We start from the raw sequence: 19,664 nt of genomic DNA, 5'->3' as shown, positions 1-19,664 counted from the left end.
TTATTTTTTCTTAGGTGAATGGATAGCCATTCCTAGAACATCCGCAAACGCTTCGTACATAACTTCAGAGTAGGTTGGGTGTCCGTGGATGGTCTTCAGCATTTCCTCAACAGTGATTTCCATTTCGATAATGCTTGATGCCTCGTTAATCAATTCTGCGGCTGCAGGACCAATGATGTGCACACCAAGGATTTCCCCGTATTTCTTATCAGCGATAACTTTTACGAAACCTTGAGCAGCATCAGATGCAATGGCACGACCGTTGGCTGCAAAGTTGAATTTACCGATGGCTACATCGTATTTCTCACGCGCTTGTTCTTCAGTCAAACCTACTGCTGCTACTTCAGGAAGAGTATAGATGGCTGCAGGAGTCAAGTTCAATTTGGCAACAGCATGATTTCCTTTGAGGGCATTTTCAGCAGCAACTTCACCCATGCGGAAGGCTGCGTGCGCCAACATCTTAGTACCGTTGATGTCACCTGGTGCGTAAATACCTGGAACAGAAGTTTCCATATATTCGTTGACCTTGATACGTCCACGATCCAACTCAAACTCAACATCGCCAATTCCTTCGAGGTCTGGCACACGACCGATTGAAAGAAGGGCTTTGCTTGCAATGATATCGTCTTTACCTTCAACCTTGATACGAAGTTGACCATTTTCCTCGATGATTTCTTGCAGTTTTGTACCTGTTAAGATAGTCATACCTTTGCGTTCCAAAATCAAGCGAAGATTCTTAGAAACTTCCGCATCCATAGCTGGAACGATACGGTCCATCATTTCGATAACAGTTACTTTTGAACCAAATGTCATGAAGGCCTGACCAAGTTCGATACCGACAACCCCACCACCGATGATTACGAGGCTTTCTGGCACTTCGTTCATTTCAAGAATATCATCGCTGGTCATCACAAGTGGAGATTCCATACCAGGGACGTTAATCTTGCTGACTTTTGAACCACCGGCAAGGATGATTTTATTGGTTTCAAGCAATTCAGAACCATCTACCAAGACATTCTTGTCTTTAGTGATTGTACCAACACCCTTATGAACAGTAACTCCGTAGCTACGAAGAAGACCCGCAACACCACCTACCAAGGTATTGACAACTTTAGATTTAGTTTCTAAAAGTTTATCCATATCTACAGTAAAGTTTGGATTTTCGATGACGATACCACGGTTTGCTGCATGACCGATGTTTTCGATGATTTCAGCGTTGTGAAGGTAGGTCTTAGTTGGGATACATCCACGGTTCAAGCAGGTTCCACCGAGTTCAGATTTCTCAACAAGGGCAACCTTACCACCGAGTTGGGCAGCTTTAATCGCTGCAACATAACCAGCAGGACCTCCACCAATCACAACGATATCAAAGGCGTCATCACTCTTACCGTCGTCGTTTGAGGCACTAGCTGCAGGCGCCGGGCTAGCTTCTGGCGCTACAGCACCAGCTGTTGGGATATTCTCACCTTCTTCCCCAAGGTAACCGATAACTTCCGTTACAGGGACAGTTTCACCATCTCCTTTGAGGATGGCAATCAAGTATCCATCTTCTTCGGCTTCCAATTCCATGCTGACTTTGTCAGTCATGATTTCCAAAAGGATTTCTCCTTCTTTTACAAATTCACCGACTTTCTTATTCCATTGGACGATTTGTCCTTCTGTCATATCCACGCCGGCTTTTGGCATAATTACTTCTAAGGCCATGTCTTACTTCCTTTATCTAAAACTCTAAAATAACAATAGCTAACTTAAACCAACATTGAGATTGGGTTCTCAATTAAGGCTTTCAAGTCTTTCATAAACTTAGCACCAGCCATACCATCTACAACACGGTGGTCAATAGTTAAACCAAGGCTCATGATAGGACGAATAACAATTTCACCATTGACAACTACAGGTTTTTCAACTGTTGAGCTAACTCCGAGGATAGCTGAGTTTGGTTGGTTAATAATCGGACCAAAGGACTGAACGCCAAACATTCCCAAGTTACTAATTGTGAAGGTTGAATTTTGCAGTTCGCTTGGAGCCAATTTGCCATCCAAGGTACGACCAATCACGTCTTTAAAGGCTACTACTAACTCTGACAAGCTCATTTTTTCAGCATTGTAAACAACTGGTGTCATTAGACCGTTATCCATCCCAACCGCCATCGCAAGGTTGACATAGTTATGAGTGATGATGGTCTTGCCGTCTTCTGTCAATGAAGCGTTGATGTATGGGTGTTTCATCAATGTTTTCACAACAGCGAGTGAAAGAAGGTCTGTTACAGTAGTCTTCTTACCAGTCGCTTCCATAATCGGATCAAGAACCTTCTTACGAAGGGCCAACATTTCTGACATATCGACATCATAGTTGAGTGTGAAGGTTGGCGCAGTTAGGTAAGATTCAACCATACGTTGAGCTATAACCTTACGCATTGGTGTCATTGGAATACGCTCAATCTCACCATAAGGAGTGATATTGTCTGGAACTTCTTCCACTTTTTCAATCTGAGCAGGAGACTTGATGGTGTCGTTTTCGATATTTTCAGGAAGCAAGGCCAAAACGTCCTTCTTCATGATCTTACCACGATGACCCGTTCCTTGGATTTCCTGCCAAGCAATGTTATGTTCGAGGGCAATTCGTTTTGCAAGTGGCGAAATGCGAACCACATTTGTGTCTTTATAAGTTTCCACGTCTTCTTTGTGGACACGACCGTTTGCACCTGAGCCAGAAACGTCGTAGAGGTTGATTCCTAAATCATCCGCTAACTTTCTAGCCGCAGGAGTCGCTCTTAGCTTGTAATCAGCCATGACCTCTCCAATTCTAATTATGATACTAAGGGCGTAAAAAGCGACTGAAAAATAGGAAATCTACGCAGGCTTCGATGAAGCCAAGAAGATTTATCTTTTTTCCGAGCTTTTAGCCCGTGTTCGAATATAAGATATTAAGGACGAAGAGGGCAATGAAAAAATAGGAGATTGACGATGTGTTCGATGAACACAAGGAAATCTATCTTTTTTTCGCAGACCTCCGTCCGAATTCAATTACATGATATAAAGGGCGTCAAAAGCGACTGAAAAATAGGAAATCAATGCTGGCTTCGATGAAGCCAAGGAGATTTATCTTTTTTCCGAGCTTTTAGCCCGTGTTCAACTCTACAAGTAACTTGGATACGAAACGCGTCTCAAGTTATTACGGTTGCCGCTATTAGGCGGTCAACCTAGTAGACTTACTAAGTTTTTTGTCGAATATGATCGATTCGTCAAAAAACTGTCGCAACTTTATATACAACTTGGATACAAAACATAACTCAAGTTACTAAAGTTAAAAAAATAAAATTTTACATAATTTAATTTATGTGATATCATTCTTTGTTATAAGTCTTACGGATTGCATCTTTGATGCTTTCAACTGTTGGAATCATTGCATTTTCAAGGTTTTGCGCGTAAGGCATTGGCACATCTTCTCCGGCGCAACGGCGGATTGGTGCGTCTAGATAATCAAATGCTTCTGATTCTGAAATAATAGCTGAAATCTCTCCGATATAGCCACTTGTCTTGTGAGCATCGTTGACAAGCACCACCTTACCAGTCTTCTTCACTGAGTTAATGATGATATCCTTATCAAGCGGAACGAGGGTACGTGGGTCCACAATTTCAACTGAAATTCCCTCTTCTGCTAATTCTTCAGCAGCTTGAACCACACGGCGAAGCATTTTTCCATAAGTAACAACTGTTACATCTGTACCTTCACGTTTGATTTCCCCTACCCCAAGTGGAATTGTGTAGTCTGGATCAACTGGCACTTCCCCTTTTTGGTTAAATTCTGACTTGTACTCAAGGATGATAACAGGGTTGTTATCACGGATAGAAGACTTGAGCAGTCCTTTCATGTCAGCAGGTGTACCTGGAGCTACAACCTTAAGTCCTGGAATGTGAGTGAACCAAGACTCTAGTGATTGCGAGTGCTGAGCGGCAGAACCAACTCCGTTACCAGCTGCGCATCGAACTGTCATTGGAACCTGACCTTTACCACCGAACATATAGCGTGTTTTAGCAGCTTGGTTGACGATATTGTCCATGGCAATAACAGAGAAATCCATAAAGGTCATATCAACGATTGGGCGAAGTCCTGTCATGGCTGCTCCTGCTGCTGCACCTGAGATGGCAGCTTCAGAAATCGGACAGTCACGAACACGTTCTGGACCAAATTCTTCAAGCATTCCAACAGAAGTTCCGAAGTCTCCTCCGAAGACACCGACGTCTTCTCCCATCAAGAATACATTTTCATCGCGACGCATTTCCTCAGACATAGCAAGGATAATGGTGTCACGGAACGACATTGTTTTTGTTTCCATTTTTATCTCTTTCTCCTTAGTCTGCGTAAATATCTTCAAATGCTGATTCTAGTGGTGGGAATGGGCTTTCTTCTGCAAATTTAACAGAAGCTTCTACTGCTTCCTTGACTTGTGCTTGAATTTCTTCCAATTCTTCTGCACTTGCAATATTGTTTTCAATGAGGTAGTTACGAAGATTTTCGATTGGGTCTTTTTGTTTCCACAATTCCACTTCTTCACGCGTACGATATTTACCAGGGTCAGATGATGAGTGACCAAGCCAACGATAAGTGACACTTTCAATCAAGACTGGGCCATTGTCGCCACGAACATGGTCTACAGCTTTCTTAAATCCTTCATAAACATCGATGACGTTGTTTCCATCTTCGATAAACATTCCAGGAATTCCATATGCCGCACTACGTTGATGGATATGCTCCACATTGGTCATTTTCTTGATATCCGCAGAAATTCCATAACCGTTGTTAATGCAGTAGAAAATAACAGGAAGTTTCCAAATAGAAGCCATGTTCACTGCTTCGTGGAAAACACCTTCGTTAGTCGCACCATCTCCAAAGAAGCAGACGACAATTTTTCCAGTGTTCTGCATTTGCTGACTGAGGGCTGCACCGACAGCGATTCCCATACCACCACCAACGATACCATTGGCACCGAGGTTCCCAGCATCTAAGTCGGCGATGTGCATAGAACCACCTTTTCCTTTACAGGTTCCAGTGTATTTTCCAAGGATTTCAGCCATCATTCCGTTGAGGTCAATCCCTTTGGCAATAGCTTGCCCGTGTCCACGGTGATTTGAGGTAATCAGATCATCTGGATTAAGAGCCAGCATCGCTCCGACGTTAGCTGCTTCCTCTCCGACAGAAAAGTGAGTCATACCGGGAACTTTCCCCTTTTTCACTAACTGAGCAATTTTTAAGTCCATGCGACGGATTTCTTCCATCTTACGGAACATCTCTAGCAAAAGATTCTTATCTAAAGTTGACATAATCTTGCCTTTCTAACTTTGTTCTTACCTTACTATTTTACCTTTTTTAGTATACACTGTCAAAGTATATGGCTAATAAAATTTCACAAGGTTAAAAAATAAACCCCTGTTAAAACAGGGATTCTCTCTAGTTAGAGCATTTTTTCACAAAGTTGTTTTTCAGGATAATTTCTTAAAATTAGCTCAATCTTTTCATTACGGTTTTCAAACGCCATTGATACAAACAACCAGAAACAATCAAGCTGGCAATTAACCCAATCCAGTAGGCAAATGCCCCTAAGTCAGTTACTTGATCTAGTAGATATCCTAGTGGTATCGCTACTCCCCAATATCCGATTAGGCCAAGATAGAAAGGAACGATAGTGTCCTTATACCCTCTTAAAATTCCTTGGAGCGGAGCCGCAAAGGTATCAGCTAATTGGAAAAAGAGACTGTAGGTTAGAAATACAGCAGTTGTTTCAATGAACTGAGGGTCATTTCCATATAAACTTGCTACACGATCTCTAAAAATGTAGAGAAAGGATAGGGTAAGACCTGCAAAAATAAGGGCGGTTACTCTCCCCAGACAAGCATAGGTTTTTGCATCCTCAAAACGTTTGGCCCCCACCTCGTAAGACACAACAATCGCCATAGCAGAGGAAATACTCATAGGAAAAGCGTACATGAGGCTGGAAAAGTTCATAGCTGACTGGTGACTGGCGATGATGAGCGATGAAAACTTAGCCATGATTAGTCCAACCACAGAAAAGATAGCTACTTCAGCAAAGACGGTTCCCCCGATTGGTAGACCTAGCCGAACACCTTCCTTGATTTTATCTACATTGAGTGGAATCCGTTTTTCAAGATGTAGCGCTTTTAATCTTTTTTGTTTGAACAAAACAAGAAGAGAAATCCCTAATAAAACCCAATAGGCTAGAGAAGTTCCTAGCCCTGCTCCTGCGCCACCAAGCTCTGGAAAACCAAGGGCTCCATATATCAAGAGATAGTTAAAACCACTATTGAGCGGAAGTAATAGGAGCATGAGATACATAGATAGTTTGGTCAAACCAAGAGAATCTAACAAAGACCGAATGACACTAAAAAGCAACAAGGGAATAATCCCGATAGAAAGGTACCAAAGATAAGTAACTGCAACTGCCGCTACTTGAGCTTCTAGCCCGATATGATTTAAGACAGGCGGTGCTAAGAATACTACCATGCCAAGCAAGACCAAAGACAGTCCGAAAGCTAAGTAGATGAATTGATAAAAGTCAGATGCCACTTCTTCCTTTTTGCCCCGTCCCAGATGATGGCCTATGATGGGAACCATGGCCGAAACAATCCCTGTTAAAAAAGTAAAGAAAGGATTCCATAGACTCGTTGCAGTTGATACTCCTGCCAAGTCCATGGTATTGTACTGCCCAGTCATGGTTGTATCAACAAATGAGGCAGAATAATTGGCAAACTGATAAATCAGGATAGGAAAAAATATCTTAAGAAATAAGACAAACTTATCTTTAAATTGATGGGTTGGATACATATACGCTCTCTATTCTTATCATTTTCAGAGCAGAATCCCATCTAGTTTTGATAGACGATTTGTCCCTTACAAATGGTATATTTAACCTGCCCTTTTAAAGTTTCACCAATAAATGGAGAATTAGCTGATTTTGAAGCAAAGTTTGAATCCACAAGGCGGTCAGCCTTAGCATCAAAGATAGTGATATCCGCTGGACCATTCTCAGCCAAGTAACCAGCTTCAAAGTTGTAAAGTTTGGCTGGATTGACAGTCATTTTTTCAAGCAATTCCATCAAGCTTAGCTCACCAGCTTCCACCAAATAAGTCAAACCAAGAGAAAGAGAGGTTTCCAAACCTGTCATACCAGATGGTGCTTTAGTGATATCTTCTACATTTTTCTCGTCTGCATGGTGAGGCGCGTGGTCCGTTGCGATAACTGTGATAACACCTGACTTGAGACCTTCGATAACGGCACGACGATCTGACTCCAAACGAAGCGGAGGATTCATTTTAGCATTACTACCTTGAGTCAAGAGAAGTGCTTCTGTCTTAGAGAAATGCTGTGGCGCTACTTCTGCTGTGACTTGCGCTCCCAAACCTTGAGCGAATTCCACTACCTTGACACTTTCCTCCTTAGACAAATGCTGGATGTGAACATGGGCCTTGGTTGCATAGGCAATCATAACATCACGCGCAATCATAGCGTATTCTGCCACTCCTGTCGCTCCACAGATATGGAAATATTCTTTAGCAATGTTTTCGTTAAATCCAAGAATCCCATTCAAACCTGGATCTTCCTCATGAAGGCAGATAAAGGTATTAAGTTTTTTAGCTTCTTCCATGGCTTCCTTGACCACTTTACTGCTCTCAAGCGGAATACCGTCATCAGAAAAACCAACGGCTCCAGCTTCCAAAAGTGCCTTAAAGTCTGTCAAGTCTTGGCCATTAAAATTCTTAGTAATGGTCGCAACCGTCTTGACATTGATTTGTTCCTTGGCAGCTGACTGTAGAACTTCTTGAAGAGTTTCCACATCCGAGATGGTTGGACTGGTATTAGCCATCATAACAACCGTTGTAAAACCACCTGCAGCAGCCGCTAATGCCCCAGTATGGATGTCCTCCTTGTGGGTCTGACCAGGTTCACGGAAATGAACATGGATATCGACTAGTCCAGGCGCAACTACAAGACCAGTAGCATCAAGCACCTCTGCTCCTTCTTCCTTGATTTCAGGGGCAATGTTGACAATTTTTCCATCTTGGACTAAAATATCACACACTTGATCCAAACCAGACTTGGGATCCATTACACGACCATTTTTGATTAGTAGCATCTGCTTTCTCCTTTATTCATAGAAATCAACTTGGGTATCCAACAATTTATCCCCATCATAAACAAACTTGGCTGAAAAGAAGGGTTTGTCCTCTAAAAGCCACTCAACAAAGGTGTGATCACCCTCCCAAGTTGGCTTGCTTAAGACTTCATCATAGGGAACCCATTCTAAGGTCCCCTCATTGCAGTCAATCAAGTCACCCTCGAACTCTGTCACCTTAAAAACATAGGTGTACCAGTCTAAATCTGGCGTAAATTCAGGAAAAGTGATAACACCTTTAAGTACTGGCTTGGCTTTGAGCCCTGTTTCTTCGAGGATTTCACGCGCTGCGCATTCCTGAGGTGTCTCTCCTCGCTCTAGCTTACCACCCACACCAATCCATTTGCCTTCATGGACATCATTAGGCTTCTTATTACGATGGAGCATGAGCAGTTCTTTTCCGTTATCAATGTAGCAAATCGTCGCTAACTGAGGCATATTCTCTCCTTATCTAAGCCAATCGATTGGCTCTTGTCCTGTCTCTCTTAAGAATGCATTGGCCTTAGAAAAAGGCTTGGAACCCCAAAATCCTCTGTAAACAGATAAAGGACTTGGGTGAGCTGATTCAATAATCAAGTGATGAGGATTGGTAACCAGGGCCTTCTTCTTACGTGCATAGGCTCCCCAGAGTACAAAAACGACTGGCCTGTCCAGATCATTGACCACCCGAATCACAGCATCCGTAAAAGGCTCCCATATCTGCCCAGCATGACCATTGGCCTGACCAGCAGGAACCGTCAAACAAGCATTAAGAAGCAAGACTCCTTGCTCAGCCCAAGCTGTCAAATCATGGGATTCCTTAACGCCAACATCATCTCCTAATTCTTTCAAGATATTTTGCAAGGATGGCGGGGCTGGAATAGCATCTGGAACCGAAAAACTCAAGCCCTGCGCCTGACCTGGCCCGTGATAAGGATCCTGCCCCAGAATCACCACCTTAACTTCTTCCAGAGGAGTAGTCAAGAGAGCCTGAAAAACCTTTTCCTTAGGTGGATAAACAATTCCCTGGGCATAGATCTGCTCCATAAACTGATTGATTTTCCCAAAATAACCCTCAGGTAATCGCTCCTTAATCAAAGCATGCCAAGATGAGTGTTGCATCGCCAACTCCTTCGTTTTTACTGCCTCTATTATAGCAAAAAGTGGCTATCTAAACCACTTTTTACAGTTCTTATATATACTGTTATTGATCCTAATATTTGACATTAGTATTCACAGTATCAATCAGCCATTAAAAACTTTTCGATTGTTTCAATAGCATAGGAAAGTTGATTATTTACAGACATCATCCGTTCAAAATTAGCGTCCATATAGTAGAGCTCAGATAAGCCACCCCTAGGAAGAAAGAGTGAATAGTGAATATTCATCTTCTCTCGAGTACTTAACTCTATATGATTGCTTATGATATACTTTAACTCTTTTAACGAATTTACTTGAGCAACCACACCTTTTAACTGATACTGCTCGATGAGGTTTAGTAAGTTATCAATCTCTTCAATGACTTTAGTTTCCATATCATCCCCTCTTAGGAAAAGCACTACATAGCATCTAAACAATCCAGCAAGTCTTGGTAAGAATGGACTTCATAAGTCGGCTGGGCTTGCGTCTTGTTTTCCAGATAATGAGGGTTGTACCAGATAGTATCAATTCCAGCATTATTGCCACCTTGAATATCAGCTGTTAGGGAATCTCCAATCATCAGCGTCTTTTCTTTATCAAATCCTGCAATCTGCTGACCGATTTTTTCATAGAATAGTGCATCAGGTTTTTGCGTTTGCAACTGTTCAGAGATAAAGACTTGGTTGAAATAGGGAGCCAGACCTGATTGAGCCCGACGACCTGTCTGAATGGCAGTAATGCCATTTGTCGCAGCATACAAGTCATAATCACGTTCGATGAGGCTGTCCAAGAGTTCATGAGCACCCGAAAGAGTTTGTCCCTGTTGGGCTAAGTAAAATTGGTAACGCTGGGCAAGTAACCTACCGTCTTTTTCCTGTCCAAAATGAGCAAATAAACGAGAAAAGCGCGTGTTAACCAGTTCTTGTTTACTGATTTTCTTTTGCTCCAAGTCCTTCCAGAGAGCCTTGTTCATAGGAACGTAATAGTCTTTATAGGCTTGAATGTCCGCAACTCCTTCTTCCTTTAGAAGTTGCGTCAAAGCCACATCCTCAGCAGCATCAAAATCAAGAAGAGTATGGTCAAGATCGAAGAGTAGAAATTTGTAGGGCATTGAGTTTCCTTTCTGAAAATTCATTAAGAACATTATAGCATAAATGAACCTTTGATTTATTGAGTTTCAAATACTTTTTACACTCACATTTTGACCGTGCTCAAGTGCAAATCTAAAACTAGTCAGCAAAACTTCGAATAAATCTTTTCCGGAACTCGTTATGAAATAATGCGATAAATTTGTTATATGCTCTGCGATATTATTTCCCCAAGGAGGAGTGAGTGACAAATCTTCAAAATCCCATATAACATCCTGAGGGAGAAATTTTTTCAACTCCTCTTGGATAGATACCAACTCAGCTATTCCTCTTTCAACAGATTCAAAAGGAACATCTCCCCAGTAAAGCTTATTCATTATTACTGGGTATCTACTTCCCCACTCATTATTCTCTAAGCGAACATAAATAGTCGAAAAGAATGAATTAAAAAGACTCCCTTCTCCTATAGTCCACCAATTATAACCAACCATTAACCCTACAGACATGGATATTCTCCTATTCATTTTTAATATTATTTAACGTCAACTAAAGTTTTATATTGATAGTATCTAAAACATACATTCATTCACCCCTACCCCAACTCCTTAGCTATTCTGCTTTTTTCAAGTTTTCCCTTGGCAATTCTTTTCCATAAAACAAGCGGGTTCAAACTATAAGATAGGCGTACAATGTAGTAATTAAGCCATTCGATAAGGGCAAAAAACTCTATCAACGTGGCTAAGACAGCCACTTGGACACTTTGCGTGTTCCAGACAATAAAAGGAAAGCCTGAAATAAGTAAAACAAGGTCTAGTATTCTGAAACCACTATATAGTTTGGGGACACTAGCGCTTCCGAACTGAGGTTTCGAGAGTCTTCTAATCAAAATCGCCCAATAGATTGAACCTTGAAGCAATATAAATGTCAGTAAAGACAGAGGATAGAGAATGGTGACTAGACTATTCACATCACCAAGCCGATTTTTCAAAAGGAAAAAACAAAACCAAATAGATAGGACGGCCGTGAACTCTCCCAAACAGAGGGACACCAACTCTTTTCTAACTTTCTCTTTTTGTATGTTCATCATCTCACCTCTATCTATTATCCTATATCAGAAAAAAAGCTATTCGAATCATTTTCTAGTCAACATTTCTCAGAATCAAGCTATTCTAAGCATCGAACAGCTCAATCCCTTTAATATCAGTGTGATTCTAAACTTAGAATTGCATTGATATACATGTTTTAGTGCTATTCTAAGTTTATGATAACCCTAAATTTTAATTTTAGAAGGATTCTAAAGCTAGAATAGCTCTAAAATCACGAGAACTAAGCTATTCGAAGCTTAGAAGAACCTTTTCTGAATTTCAATAGCACTTCAACTAGCTACTCTTACAATTTCTCTGATGAGCTTTGAGTTTTTTCAGAGCCCAGTCATAGTGACTGGAGGTACTACTGACAAAGTAGGAACCTAGACTTGTCCCTCCCGTCCACTTATAGATACCTTTTGTGAACAATTCGTCATTGCTGAAGCCTTCCATCAACTCTAAAACCTCTTCGTGCGATTGCTCTAGTAGTCTAGTCGCTTCTTCTAAAGACGTTTTCTGGTGCTTCTTCCAAATAGCGACATTCATTTCCCCATAAATTTTCCAATTATAAGGTTCGGGGAGAAAAGGTCTTTCATGACCCTTTTGATTAGAATCTACCCAATTCAAAAGTAACTGATGCCATTCGTAGAGATGGATTAGAACATCCCGTAGATTTTTCTCTCTTTTCCAGTGAGCTTCTTTTTTCTTTTGGTCTTTTGAAAAATCAAAAGGAGTCTGTAGCTCCTCTTCACTTAGCTGAGAAATTAAGAGATTAAGTTTTTCATAGTTTTCCTTAGAGGCTAGCACTAATTCCTCTTTTGTTTTTGGTCTAGGCATAGGCGTTCTCCCTTCATTTTCAACTAGAATAAGCTATTTTCTTACTTCATTATACCATAATCAAAAAGCAGTTCTTCGTTTTACGAAAAACCGCTTTTACGAACTATTTTTTTATGCTTATAGTCACTACTTTACATATAAATCTTTAAAGAGACCATCTACTTCTGCTATCTGACAGAGCAAGCGGGATAGTTCTTGGTAATCTTCTTTTAAACATGAAAGGTGGGCTTGGCTAAATAGAGTAGCCAATTCTTCTTTTAATCTTGCCCCTTTCGGATCATGATCTTTTAAGAACTTACTGAGATAGAGATTTCGAACAGCTGCAAGTTTAAAGCTAAAATACTGGTGCAGTTGTCTTTGCTCCGTATTTAAGCCGTTTTCAGCAACTACTTTTGCATAGCATTCCAACACACCACTTTGACCATTCAGATATCGGGTCTTCATAATCCTTGCTGTTTCTTGATAGATTTCAGTCTGACTAGGACTCTTGACCTTCTTAAAATTTCCCCACATGGAGTAGGCTCCGCGCTTATAGTCAATAGCCTCTGCCTTCCATGCTTCTAGTATGTCATTAAAAGCAACCTTCATACAGGCAAAACCAGCTGGATCGTGCAAATAGAGGTACTGATCATCAATGTCATACACGGTTACAAAGTGATCCACACCATAAAGGATTGTGTGATTGGGATTGTAGGTCAGATGGCCCATATCAAGAGGCCCCAGTACGACAGATCCATTGGACAGAAATGTTTCCAACTTTCCTTTAATCTCTTCCAAATCTACTTCCGCTCCATCTTTTAGATAGAAATCCTCATAGTCAAACCCTAGTATTTTTAAGGAATGAGAGATAGAAAGATCTGGCATTCCATTATCAAAAAATACTAGAGGATGTCGTTCATCTTCCTTTGCGATACTAGCGCCATTGCCCATTACCATAATTGCCTCTAAAAACTCTGCTTTAAAGTCATAACCATAGGCATCCAGTGCCATTGCCAATGAATAGCTATAGCAAAGTGATACATCTCCAAAATACATCTGCATATTCCTGCCTCCTTATCTTCTATGGGACTATTATACCGAGAAAACTATTCGTATGCCCCATAAAATCCAAACAAAAAATATGGGTATTTGTGATCTATAGTCATGAACTTCAACAAGAAAACTGGCTGTTCCTCTCAACAACCAGTTTTTAATTTTTAAGCTAATTTTTGACTGTTTTTCTTATGAAAGAAAAGCGAGGCGATAGCCAAAATACCAAAGGCTAGGCCGACATACCAGTAAGGTTGATCTAGAGTCGTTGAACGACCTGATAGATTGACAATTCCTCGAAAGAGCATTCCAGCTGTTAGGACTGCAACTGCCGAGTTCCATAAGTTTAGGCTGATTCGTCCTAGGTTTGGCATGATTTTCAACAATAATGCTAGAACAATGCCCCCTACTAAAGGTACTGCAAAGAGATAGTGCATATGAAGCGACGTCTCCCCAAAACTAAAGGACTCGTAAATACGGCCAAATGCAAAGAAGAAAATAGTGAGAAGACTATAGCCAACGAGTGTCTTTTTGAGGCGTTTGTTTTTAATTTTAGTAACCGATGTAGACAATATCACTCACCGCCCTTTCTGATATCTTGCTTCCACCCGTAGTCGGTTTATTGATTACCTGACCGTTAAAGTAGAGAGTTGAGGATCCACCACCATCAAGGTTATAGGCTGTCTTCACTCCGTAAGATTTCATCACTTCTGCCATCTGGTAAAGAGACAAGCCCTTGCTTTCAGAGGTACGACCATCCGAAACGACGATGATGTAGTGATTTTCATCGATAATCCCGATAGCTGTACGAGGATTCGATGACATGGCCTGACCGACTTCTGTATTGGTATCAACAGATATTTCTCCATTCTCAACTAGAGACGGACCAAATGCCAGTAGATTGACGACACCGTCCTGAACCAACTGATCGGCTGAAACTTGGTCCTCGTAGATGATTTTAAAGGAGCCGTCCTTGTAAATAGCAAGATCGCCATTACTAGCGTCTTCACGGACACTGTCACGATAGACAACTCCATTACGTATAACATAACCAGAACTATTAGCTCCATAGTAGTCACCGTTGACAGCTAGAATAGCATTGTTTTCAGCGGCTGTTACAGAGGTTTTAGCTGTGACGTTGGTTCCATAGGAGTTTTGAGCTAGAGCTGTTTTTAGATAATCCGATGAACTGAGGGTTATATCTGCCACATAGATCTGCGTTTCATTAACAGTCTTTTCAGTGAGGGTGACACTGATATTTCCATCTGAATAGCTAGTATCCGTCACCTGGGCATTTTTTGCTGCCTGACTTGCTGCTGCGGTGTTAGAGGTTGAGCCGGTATTAGATACAGTGGAAATCGTTTCAGCGAGTACAAAGGTCTTCAACATCGAATAGGTAAAGGAACTTGTCAGGAGCAAGCCCAAGACCGAGGCGTATAGATAGGGTTTCTTTAAAACTTTCATAATGGGCTACAGGTCCTTTCTTTGAAAATAAAGCGAGTTTGAATGGTCCAAGAGAGAATAAGGAGCATGATTCCGACAAGTATCTTCGCAATCAGCAAATTGACTCCAAGACCCGAATTAAAGAGGCGAATCAGGATGGTGTCTAAGATAAAGAGACCAACTGCTAATCCAAAATAGCCTGATCCTGTTTTGAAACTGCTCGCCTTGTTCTTAAAGACCAATTTTTTGTTGGTGGAAAAGTTAAAGATGGAGCTAGTCACACGTGCCAAACCATTTGAGAGGAGAACACGCAAACCTGTCGGAATAAAGTTCAAGCATAGAATAGAGAGAGCGTAGACCACATAATCTACGATAAAACTACTAAAAGACGAGAGTGCAAACTTTAAAATATTTTTATAAATCATCAAGCCATCTCGAATAGGTCGGAAGTGAGAAGCCTCATTGTCGTTGATATAGACTGTTTCAATCGGAACTTCTAAGATTGGGTAGGCTTGACTTGCTTCGAGGAGCATGTTCATCTCGTATTCATACCGTTGTCCTTCTACCTTGAGCATAAAAGGAATCATATCCGTTGAAAAGGCACGTAATCCTGTCTGTGTGTCGGATACAGCGACACCTGTCTGCAGTTTAAACAAGATACGAGTCAAGCTGTTTCCAAAACGACTACGTAAGGGAACCTTGCCAGTAAAGGCACGGACACCAAGGACAAGTGTATTAGGATTTTCATTTGATTTGGTCAAGCTACGAAATATGTCCCAGATCCTGTGCTGTCCATCTGCATCTGCTGTAACCACAGTCCCTGGCTTATTGAGAGACTGAATGTGCTCAAAAGCTGTTTTCAGAGCTTGACCTTTTCCTTGATTGACCTGGTGGTGAAGCACCGTCGCAAAATCCTTCGCTCGAGCAAAAATGTCTTGGCATTCTGCCGAACTTCCATCATCAATGACAATGATGTAAAAATCGCTCTTATTGTGAATCTTTTCAATCAATTTGATGAGATTGTAGTCAGGTTCGTAAGCTGGAATAACTAGATAGTTCATATTTACACCTCTTTCTTTGATGATTGAAAAAGTATACAGGTAAATGCTTAAAAATTCCTTATACTTAAATTTAAGTAAAATCAGATTTATTGTTATTCTTATAAATTCAAAATCCAAATAAAGAAAAAACTCTGTAAAAGCTATCTTCTACAGAGTTCGATTTGCATCTTTATAAAATGTCAGAAAATGATCTAGTCCTTAATCACTGGTATCCAGAGTTCCATTTGATAGTCTGGGGACGACATATCGCCCTCGGAATAGACTTCAAAATCTGGAGCACCTGAATGACGATAGCCAGTTTCTGGGAAAAAAATCTCTAGAACATATTTCCAAGCATGATGGATGCTTTCTGGTATTGGGCCTTTGACTGGTACGATAGCATATTCAGCTTCTGCGATTTCTTTGATTGATAGACCCAGTTCTTCTGCTTTAGCTTTATCCGTCACATCATAGGCAGCCATATAGTTGATAATTTCGCCTTCTTTGACATCCGAACAGATGCCGAAGGATTGGCCACTGCCTAGATTCTCTAGGCTTTCCAAGCTGTGATTGTTATAGAGTTTCTCCCAAGCAGACGGGCATTTGCTATTGTCAATAGCTTCCAATAGGACGCCTGCCACGGTAAAAGCAGGCTTCTTTTGAATCTGGATATCCATGTTCTTTCCTCCTGTGATTTTTAAGGATAATTGAAGTCTAGGAAAGATCCGATAAGGTTTTCCATTTCGAACTTCTGAGGGGGTTGCACCATGGAATTTCTTAAAGGCTGCGCTGAAGGCATCCGCAGACTCATAGCCGTATTTCATTGCTATGTCAATGACTTTCTCAGAGCCTTCCCGCAAGTCTGTCACAGCTTCTGATAGCCTGCGATTGCGCAAGTATTCTGCTAATGTCATATCTGCCAGGATAGAAAATAGCCTGCTAAAGAGAGGGTAAGAATAGCCCGATAGCTGCTGAAATCTTTTCATATCCACTTCTCCAGTCAGTTGCTGCTCCAAATAATCCATGGTTTGATTGAATTGATGCATCATATTCTTCTTTTCTTACCTCCACAAGATACAAAGGTCGTTAAAAGCAAAGTGAAAATAGGAAAATTGACGGAGGAGCTCCTGCTCCGATAAAATTTCATCTTTTTCACACAGCTTTTAGGCCGTGTTCAATTCTAACTATAGTCTAACAGATATAAGATACTTCCGCCCCAGAATTTTTGTACAAGATTTAAAGGTGTAAAATCTATAACTTATCTTTTAATTTCTCAACAAAGAGATAGGCTGCTGGGCAGGTCAAGGTATTCTTAATCGTCAAATGGTTGATTTGATGGATCTTTTTCCGATCTGTATGGGGAAATTCACGACAGGCCTTGGGACGAACATCATAGATGGAGCAGAGATTGTCTCCTCCTAGAAAGGGGCAAGGCATGGATTTGAAAACCTTATCCCCATCTTCATCCACCTGAAGGAATTCCGCTTCAAAAGCCGGTAATTTCATCTTAAAGTACTTAGCGATACGGGTGATATCTGCTTCTTTAAAGTCAGGCCCCAAAGTCTTGCAACAGTTAGCACAGGCAGTACAATCAATCTCAGCAAAGACTTCTTGGTGAATCTGCTGCGCAATCTTATCTAAGTTTTTAGGAGGTTTTTTCTTTAGATTAGCTAACACTTTGCGGTGCTCCTTCTGCTTTTGCAGTGCTAGTTGGTGGTAATACTCAATATCAATCTCTTTAGACATAATTTCTTCCTAATACAAGTGTTTTTGTCTATTATACCATAAACACTGTCCCTTTTATGCCCCTCGAATAAAGAAAAAGCCCTTCGGAAAAAATCCGAGGGCCTAAAAACGTTGTTAAATCAACGATAATTTTTTTAAGTTATCTACCTATAATAAATTACCAAAAAAATGCACAATTTTAAAGAGCTTATTTTGTCTAATCTAGTAAAAGTGAGAAGGTACAAACAAGTAGGGTATTTTTAAGAGGTAACAAAAAAGGTAATAAAATTGACGGGGTCAGCAGGCAAGGGAAATAGCACTTTTCATAGTGTTATTTTTTTAATTCAGAAATGGAGTAGCTACTTAATCGATAGAAACAAAAAGCACCTAGTTTCCTAGATGCTAGCACAATAGCCCGGATTCGAACCGGAATCTCCTCAATTAAGGCGCAATTCCTATATACTACTCATTGTACTTTGGTTCATTATATCATATAATCAACTAGATATCTACCAACTCATGATACACTCCCATATTAGGTAATGGAATAATGCTAAAATACAAATCTGAATAAGTTTCAAACCATTTATTCAGATTGCTATAGGCTGGCGACTGACTAACAAATAATATACGTTGACAAGCTCCAGTCAAAAAAGCACTAAGGGGAAGAGCCCCAAAGTGCTTTTTTTATAGACTTTACAGTCTCTAATCGCATAAAGAGATTATTTTTTCAAGTTGTAGAATGATTTCAATCCACGGTATTCAGCTACTTCACCAAGTTGGTCTTCGATACGAAGCAATTGGTTGTATTTAGCGATACGGTCTGTACGTGAAAGTGAACCAGTCTTGATTTGTCCTGCGTTTGTTGCAACTGCGATGTCAGCGATTGTTGAATCTTCAGTTTCACCTGAACGGTGTGATACAACGGCAGTGTAACCAGCTTCTTTCGCCATTTCGATAGCGTCGAAAGTTTCAGTAAGAGTACCGATTTGGTTAACTTTGATAAGGATTGAGTTAGCAGCACCTTCTGCAATACCTTTTTCAAGGTAAGAAGTGTTTGTTACGAAGAAGTCGTCACCAACCAATTGAACTTTACCACCAAGACGTTCAGTAAGAGCTTTCCAACCGTCCCAGTCGTTTTCGTCCATACCATCTTCGATAGTGATGATTGGGTATTTGTTTACCAATTCTTCAAGGTAGTCGATTTGTTCTGCAGCAGTACGTACAGCAGCTCCTTCACCTTCGAATTTAGTGTAGTCGTAAACTTTACGTTCTTTATCGTAGAATTCTGATGATGCACAGTCAAATCCGATAAATACGTCTTTACCAGGAACATATCCAGCAGCTTCGATCGCAGCAAGGATAGTTTCAACACCGTCTTCAGTTCCTTCGAAACGAGGAGCGAATCCACCTTCGTCACCTACGGCAGTTTCCAAACCACGTGATTTAAGGATTTTCTTAAGTGCGTGGAAGATTTCAGCACCCCAACGAAGAGCTTCTTTGAATGATGGTGCACCAGCAGGTACGATCATGAATTCTTGGAAAGCGATTGGAGCGTCAGAGTGAGAACCACCGTTGATGATGTTCATCATTGGAGTTGGAAGAACTTTAGTGTTGAATCCACCAAGGTAGCTGTAAAGTGGGATTTCAAGGTAGTCAGCAGCAGCACGAGCTACAGCGATAGACACACCAAGAATTGCGTTTGCACCCAATTTACCTTTGTTAGGAGTACCGTCAAGTGCGATCATAGCACGGTCGATAGCTTGTTGGTCACGTACATCGTAGCCGATGATTGCTTCAGCGATGATGTTGTTTACGTTGTCAACAGCTTTTTGTGTACCAAGACCACCGTAACGAGATTTGTCACCGTCGCGAAGTTCAACTGCTTCGTGTTCACCAGTAGAAGCTCCTGATGGAACCATACCACGTCCGAAAGCACCTGATTCAGTGTAAACTTCTACTTCAAGTGTTGGGTTACCGCGTGAGTCTAGGACTTCGCGAGCGTAAACATCAGTAATAATTGACATTTTTTACTCTCCTTTGAGTTAAATTTTTTACACCTCTATGATACCTTAAAAATAAGCGTTTTTCAAGAAAAAACGTTAT

Annotated in this window: 20 protein-coding genes; all 20 read right to left on the bottom strand. The window is 40.9% G+C overall.

Annotated features, from left to right (window positions below):
- On the bottom strand, nt 1-1,704 hold the full coding sequence (gene lpdA, locus DG474_RS04880) for a dihydrolipoyl dehydrogenase (RefSeq protein ID WP_255778947.1): 1,704 nt from the start codon (nt 1,702-1,704) through the stop codon (nt 1-3).
- 44 nt (nt 1,705-1,748) lie between these two features.
- Nucleotides 1,749-2,792, bottom strand: a complete 1,044-nt coding sequence (locus DG474_RS04875) for a dihydrolipoamide acetyltransferase (protein ID WP_255778946.1) — start codon at nt 2,790-2,792, stop codon at nt 1,749-1,751.
- Between the two features lie 554 nt (nt 2,793-3,346).
- The gene (locus tag DG474_RS04870) at nt 3,347-4,339 is read right to left on the bottom strand and encodes an alpha-ketoacid dehydrogenase subunit beta (RefSeq protein WP_000448714.1); all 993 of its coding nucleotides are present in this window, start codon (nt 4,337-4,339) and stop codon (nt 3,347-3,349) included.
- Nucleotides 4,340-4,355: 16 nt separating this feature from the next.
- Nucleotides 4,356-5,324 (bottom strand): thiamine pyrophosphate-dependent dehydrogenase E1 component subunit alpha, encoded by a 969-nt coding sequence (locus DG474_RS04865; protein ID WP_255778945.1) that lies wholly within the window; start codon nt 5,322-5,324, stop codon nt 4,356-4,358.
- A gap of 178 nt (nt 5,325-5,502) precedes the next feature.
- A complete protein-coding gene (locus DG474_RS04860; protein ID WP_255778944.1) occupies nt 5,503-6,843 on the bottom strand; it encodes an MATE family efflux transporter in 1,341 nt (446 codons plus the stop codon).
- A 41-nt stretch (nt 6,844-6,884) separates the two neighbouring features.
- Nucleotides 6,885-8,153, bottom strand: coding sequence for a dihydroorotase (locus tag DG474_RS04855; protein ID WP_255778943.1), 1,269 nt, complete (start codon nt 8,151-8,153; stop codon nt 6,885-6,887).
- 12 nt (nt 8,154-8,165) lie between these two features.
- The gene (locus DG474_RS04850; RefSeq protein ID WP_001135768.1) at nt 8,166-8,630 is read right to left on the bottom strand and encodes an NUDIX hydrolase; all 465 of its coding nucleotides are present in this window, start codon (nt 8,628-8,630) and stop codon (nt 8,166-8,168) included.
- A gap of 9 nt (nt 8,631-8,639) precedes the next feature.
- The gene (locus tag DG474_RS04845) at nt 8,640-9,293 is read right to left on the bottom strand and encodes a uracil-DNA glycosylase (RefSeq protein ID WP_255778942.1); all 654 of its coding nucleotides are present in this window, start codon (nt 9,291-9,293) and stop codon (nt 8,640-8,642) included.
- 119 nt (nt 9,294-9,412) lie between these two features.
- The gene (locus DG474_RS04840; protein WP_033629749.1) at nt 9,413-9,706 is read right to left on the bottom strand and encodes a hypothetical protein; all 294 of its coding nucleotides are present in this window, start codon (nt 9,704-9,706) and stop codon (nt 9,413-9,415) included.
- Nucleotides 9,707-9,729: 23 nt separating this feature from the next.
- Nucleotides 9,730-10,422 (bottom strand): pyrimidine 5'-nucleotidase PynA, encoded by a 693-nt coding sequence (pynA, locus tag DG474_RS04835; RefSeq protein ID WP_255778941.1) that lies wholly within the window; start codon nt 10,420-10,422, stop codon nt 9,730-9,732.
- Between the two features lie 66 nt (nt 10,423-10,488).
- Nucleotides 10,489-10,905: an immunity 70 family protein gene (locus DG474_RS04830; RefSeq protein WP_000110625.1), complete on the bottom strand. Its 417-nt coding sequence runs from the start codon at nt 10,903-10,905 to the stop codon at nt 10,489-10,491.
- Nucleotides 10,906-10,991: 86 nt separating this feature from the next.
- On the bottom strand, nt 10,992-11,483 hold the full coding sequence (locus DG474_RS04825; protein WP_255778962.1) for a hypothetical protein: 492 nt from the start codon (nt 11,481-11,483) through the stop codon (nt 10,992-10,994).
- A gap of 295 nt (nt 11,484-11,778) precedes the next feature.
- Complete coding sequence (locus DG474_RS04820) at nt 11,779-12,321, bottom strand: ClbS/DfsB family four-helix bundle protein (RefSeq protein ID WP_255778940.1); 543 nt, start codon at nt 12,319-12,321, stop codon at nt 11,779-11,781.
- Between the two features lie 126 nt (nt 12,322-12,447).
- Nucleotides 12,448-13,362, bottom strand: coding sequence for a YobF C-terminal domain-containing protein (locus DG474_RS04815; protein ID WP_255778939.1), 915 nt, complete (start codon nt 13,360-13,362; stop codon nt 12,448-12,450).
- A 155-nt stretch (nt 13,363-13,517) separates the two neighbouring features.
- A complete protein-coding gene (locus tag DG474_RS04810; RefSeq protein WP_255778938.1) occupies nt 13,518-13,928 on the bottom strand; it encodes a hypothetical protein in 411 nt (136 codons plus the stop codon).
- Nucleotides 13,903-14,814 (bottom strand): phosphodiester glycosidase family protein, encoded by a 912-nt coding sequence (locus DG474_RS04805; protein WP_255778937.1) that lies wholly within the window; start codon nt 14,812-14,814, stop codon nt 13,903-13,905. The genes DG474_RS04810 and DG474_RS04805 overlap by 26 nt, the downstream gene beginning before the upstream one ends.
- Nucleotides 14,811-15,854: a bifunctional glycosyltransferase family 2/GtrA family protein gene (locus tag DG474_RS04800; RefSeq protein WP_255778936.1), complete on the bottom strand. Its 1,044-nt coding sequence runs from the start codon at nt 15,852-15,854 to the stop codon at nt 14,811-14,813. Before DG474_RS04800 ends, DG474_RS04805 begins: the two co-directional genes overlap by 4 nt.
- A 191-nt stretch (nt 15,855-16,045) precedes the next feature.
- A complete protein-coding gene (locus DG474_RS04795) occupies nt 16,046-16,882 on the bottom strand; it encodes an AraC family transcriptional regulator (RefSeq protein ID WP_255778935.1) in 837 nt (278 codons plus the stop codon).
- 202 nt (nt 16,883-17,084) lie between these two features.
- Nucleotides 17,085-17,579: a YkgJ family cysteine cluster protein gene (locus tag DG474_RS04790; RefSeq protein WP_000031476.1), complete on the bottom strand. Its 495-nt coding sequence runs from the start codon at nt 17,577-17,579 to the stop codon at nt 17,085-17,087.
- Nucleotides 17,580-18,280: 701 nt separating this feature from the next.
- Complete coding sequence (gene eno, locus DG474_RS04785) at nt 18,281-19,585, bottom strand: surface-displayed alpha-enolase (RefSeq protein WP_000022821.1); 1,305 nt, start codon at nt 19,583-19,585, stop codon at nt 18,281-18,283.
- Nucleotides 19,586-19,664: the final 79 nt, after the last annotated feature.

It is taken from the genome of Streptococcus oralis, assembly GCF_024399415.1.
GTDB classification, from domain to species: Bacteria; Bacillota; Bacilli; order Lactobacillales; family Streptococcaceae; genus Streptococcus; species Streptococcus oralis_CS.
Note: the sequence above shows the minus strand (reverse complement) of the source record. Positions and strands in the feature narration are given on the sequence as shown.

What these genes read in the sequence shown, in the direction of transcription:
- DG474_RS04875 (WP_255778946.1), bottom strand. Translation starts at nt 2,792, where the DNA reads ATGGCTGATTACAAGCTAAGAGCGACTCCTGCGGCTAGAAAGTTAGCG.
- DG474_RS04795 (WP_255778935.1), bottom strand. Translation starts at nt 16,882, where the DNA reads ATGATGCATCAATTCAATCAAACCATGGATTATTTGGAGCAGCAACTG.
- lpdA (WP_255778947.1), bottom strand. Translation starts at nt 1,704, where the DNA reads ATGGCCTTAGAAGTAATTATGCCAAAAGCCGGCGTGGATATGACAGAA.
- DG474_RS04820 (WP_255778940.1), bottom strand. Translation starts at nt 12,321, where the DNA reads ATGCCTAGACCAAAAACAAAAGAGGAATTAGTGCTAGCCTCTAAGGAA.
- DG474_RS04870 (WP_000448714.1), bottom strand. Translation starts at nt 4,339, where the DNA reads ATGGAAACAAAAACAATGTCGTTCCGTGACACCATTATCCTTGCTATG.
- DG474_RS04860 (WP_255778944.1), bottom strand. Translation starts at nt 6,843, where the DNA reads ATGTATCCAACCCATCAATTTAAAGATAAGTTTGTCTTATTTCTTAAG.
- pynA (WP_255778941.1), bottom strand. Translation starts at nt 10,422, where the DNA reads ATGCCCTACAAATTTCTACTCTTCGATCTTGACCATACTCTTCTTGAT.
- eno (WP_000022821.1), bottom strand. Translation starts at nt 19,585, where the DNA reads ATGTCAATTATTACTGATGTTTACGCTCGCGAAGTCCTAGACTCACGC.
- DG474_RS04825 (WP_255778962.1), bottom strand. Translation starts at nt 11,483, where the DNA reads ATGAACATACAAAAAGAGAAAGTTAGAAAAGAGTTGGTGTCCCTCTGT.
- DG474_RS04830 (WP_000110625.1), bottom strand. Translation starts at nt 10,905, where the DNA reads ATGTCTGTAGGGTTAATGGTTGGTTATAATTGGTGGACTATAGGAGAA.
- DG474_RS04790 (WP_000031476.1), bottom strand. Translation starts at nt 17,579, where the DNA reads ATGTCTAAAGAGATTGATATTGAGTATTACCACCAACTAGCACTGCAA.
- DG474_RS04850 (WP_001135768.1), bottom strand. Translation starts at nt 8,630, where the DNA reads ATGCCTCAGTTAGCGACGATTTGCTACATTGATAACGGAAAAGAACTG.
- DG474_RS04815 (WP_255778939.1), bottom strand. Translation starts at nt 13,362, where the DNA reads ATGCAGATGTATTTTGGAGATGTATCACTTTGCTATAGCTATTCATTG.
- DG474_RS04840 (WP_033629749.1), bottom strand. Translation starts at nt 9,706, where the DNA reads ATGGAAACTAAAGTCATTGAAGAGATTGATAACTTACTAAACCTCATC.
- DG474_RS04805 (WP_255778937.1), bottom strand. Translation starts at nt 14,814, where the DNA reads ATGAAAGTTTTAAAGAAACCCTATCTATACGCCTCGGTCTTGGGCTTG.
- DG474_RS04845 (WP_255778942.1), bottom strand. Translation starts at nt 9,293, where the DNA reads ATGCAACACTCATCTTGGCATGCTTTGATTAAGGAGCGATTACCTGAG.
- DG474_RS04855 (WP_255778943.1), bottom strand. Translation starts at nt 8,153, where the DNA reads ATGCTACTAATCAAAAATGGTCGTGTAATGGATCCCAAGTCTGGTTTG.
- DG474_RS04865 (WP_255778945.1), bottom strand. Translation starts at nt 5,324, where the DNA reads ATGTCAACTTTAGATAAGAATCTTTTGCTAGAGATGTTCCGTAAGATG.
- DG474_RS04800 (WP_255778936.1), bottom strand. Translation starts at nt 15,854, where the DNA reads ATGAACTATCTAGTTATTCCAGCTTACGAACCTGACTACAATCTCATC.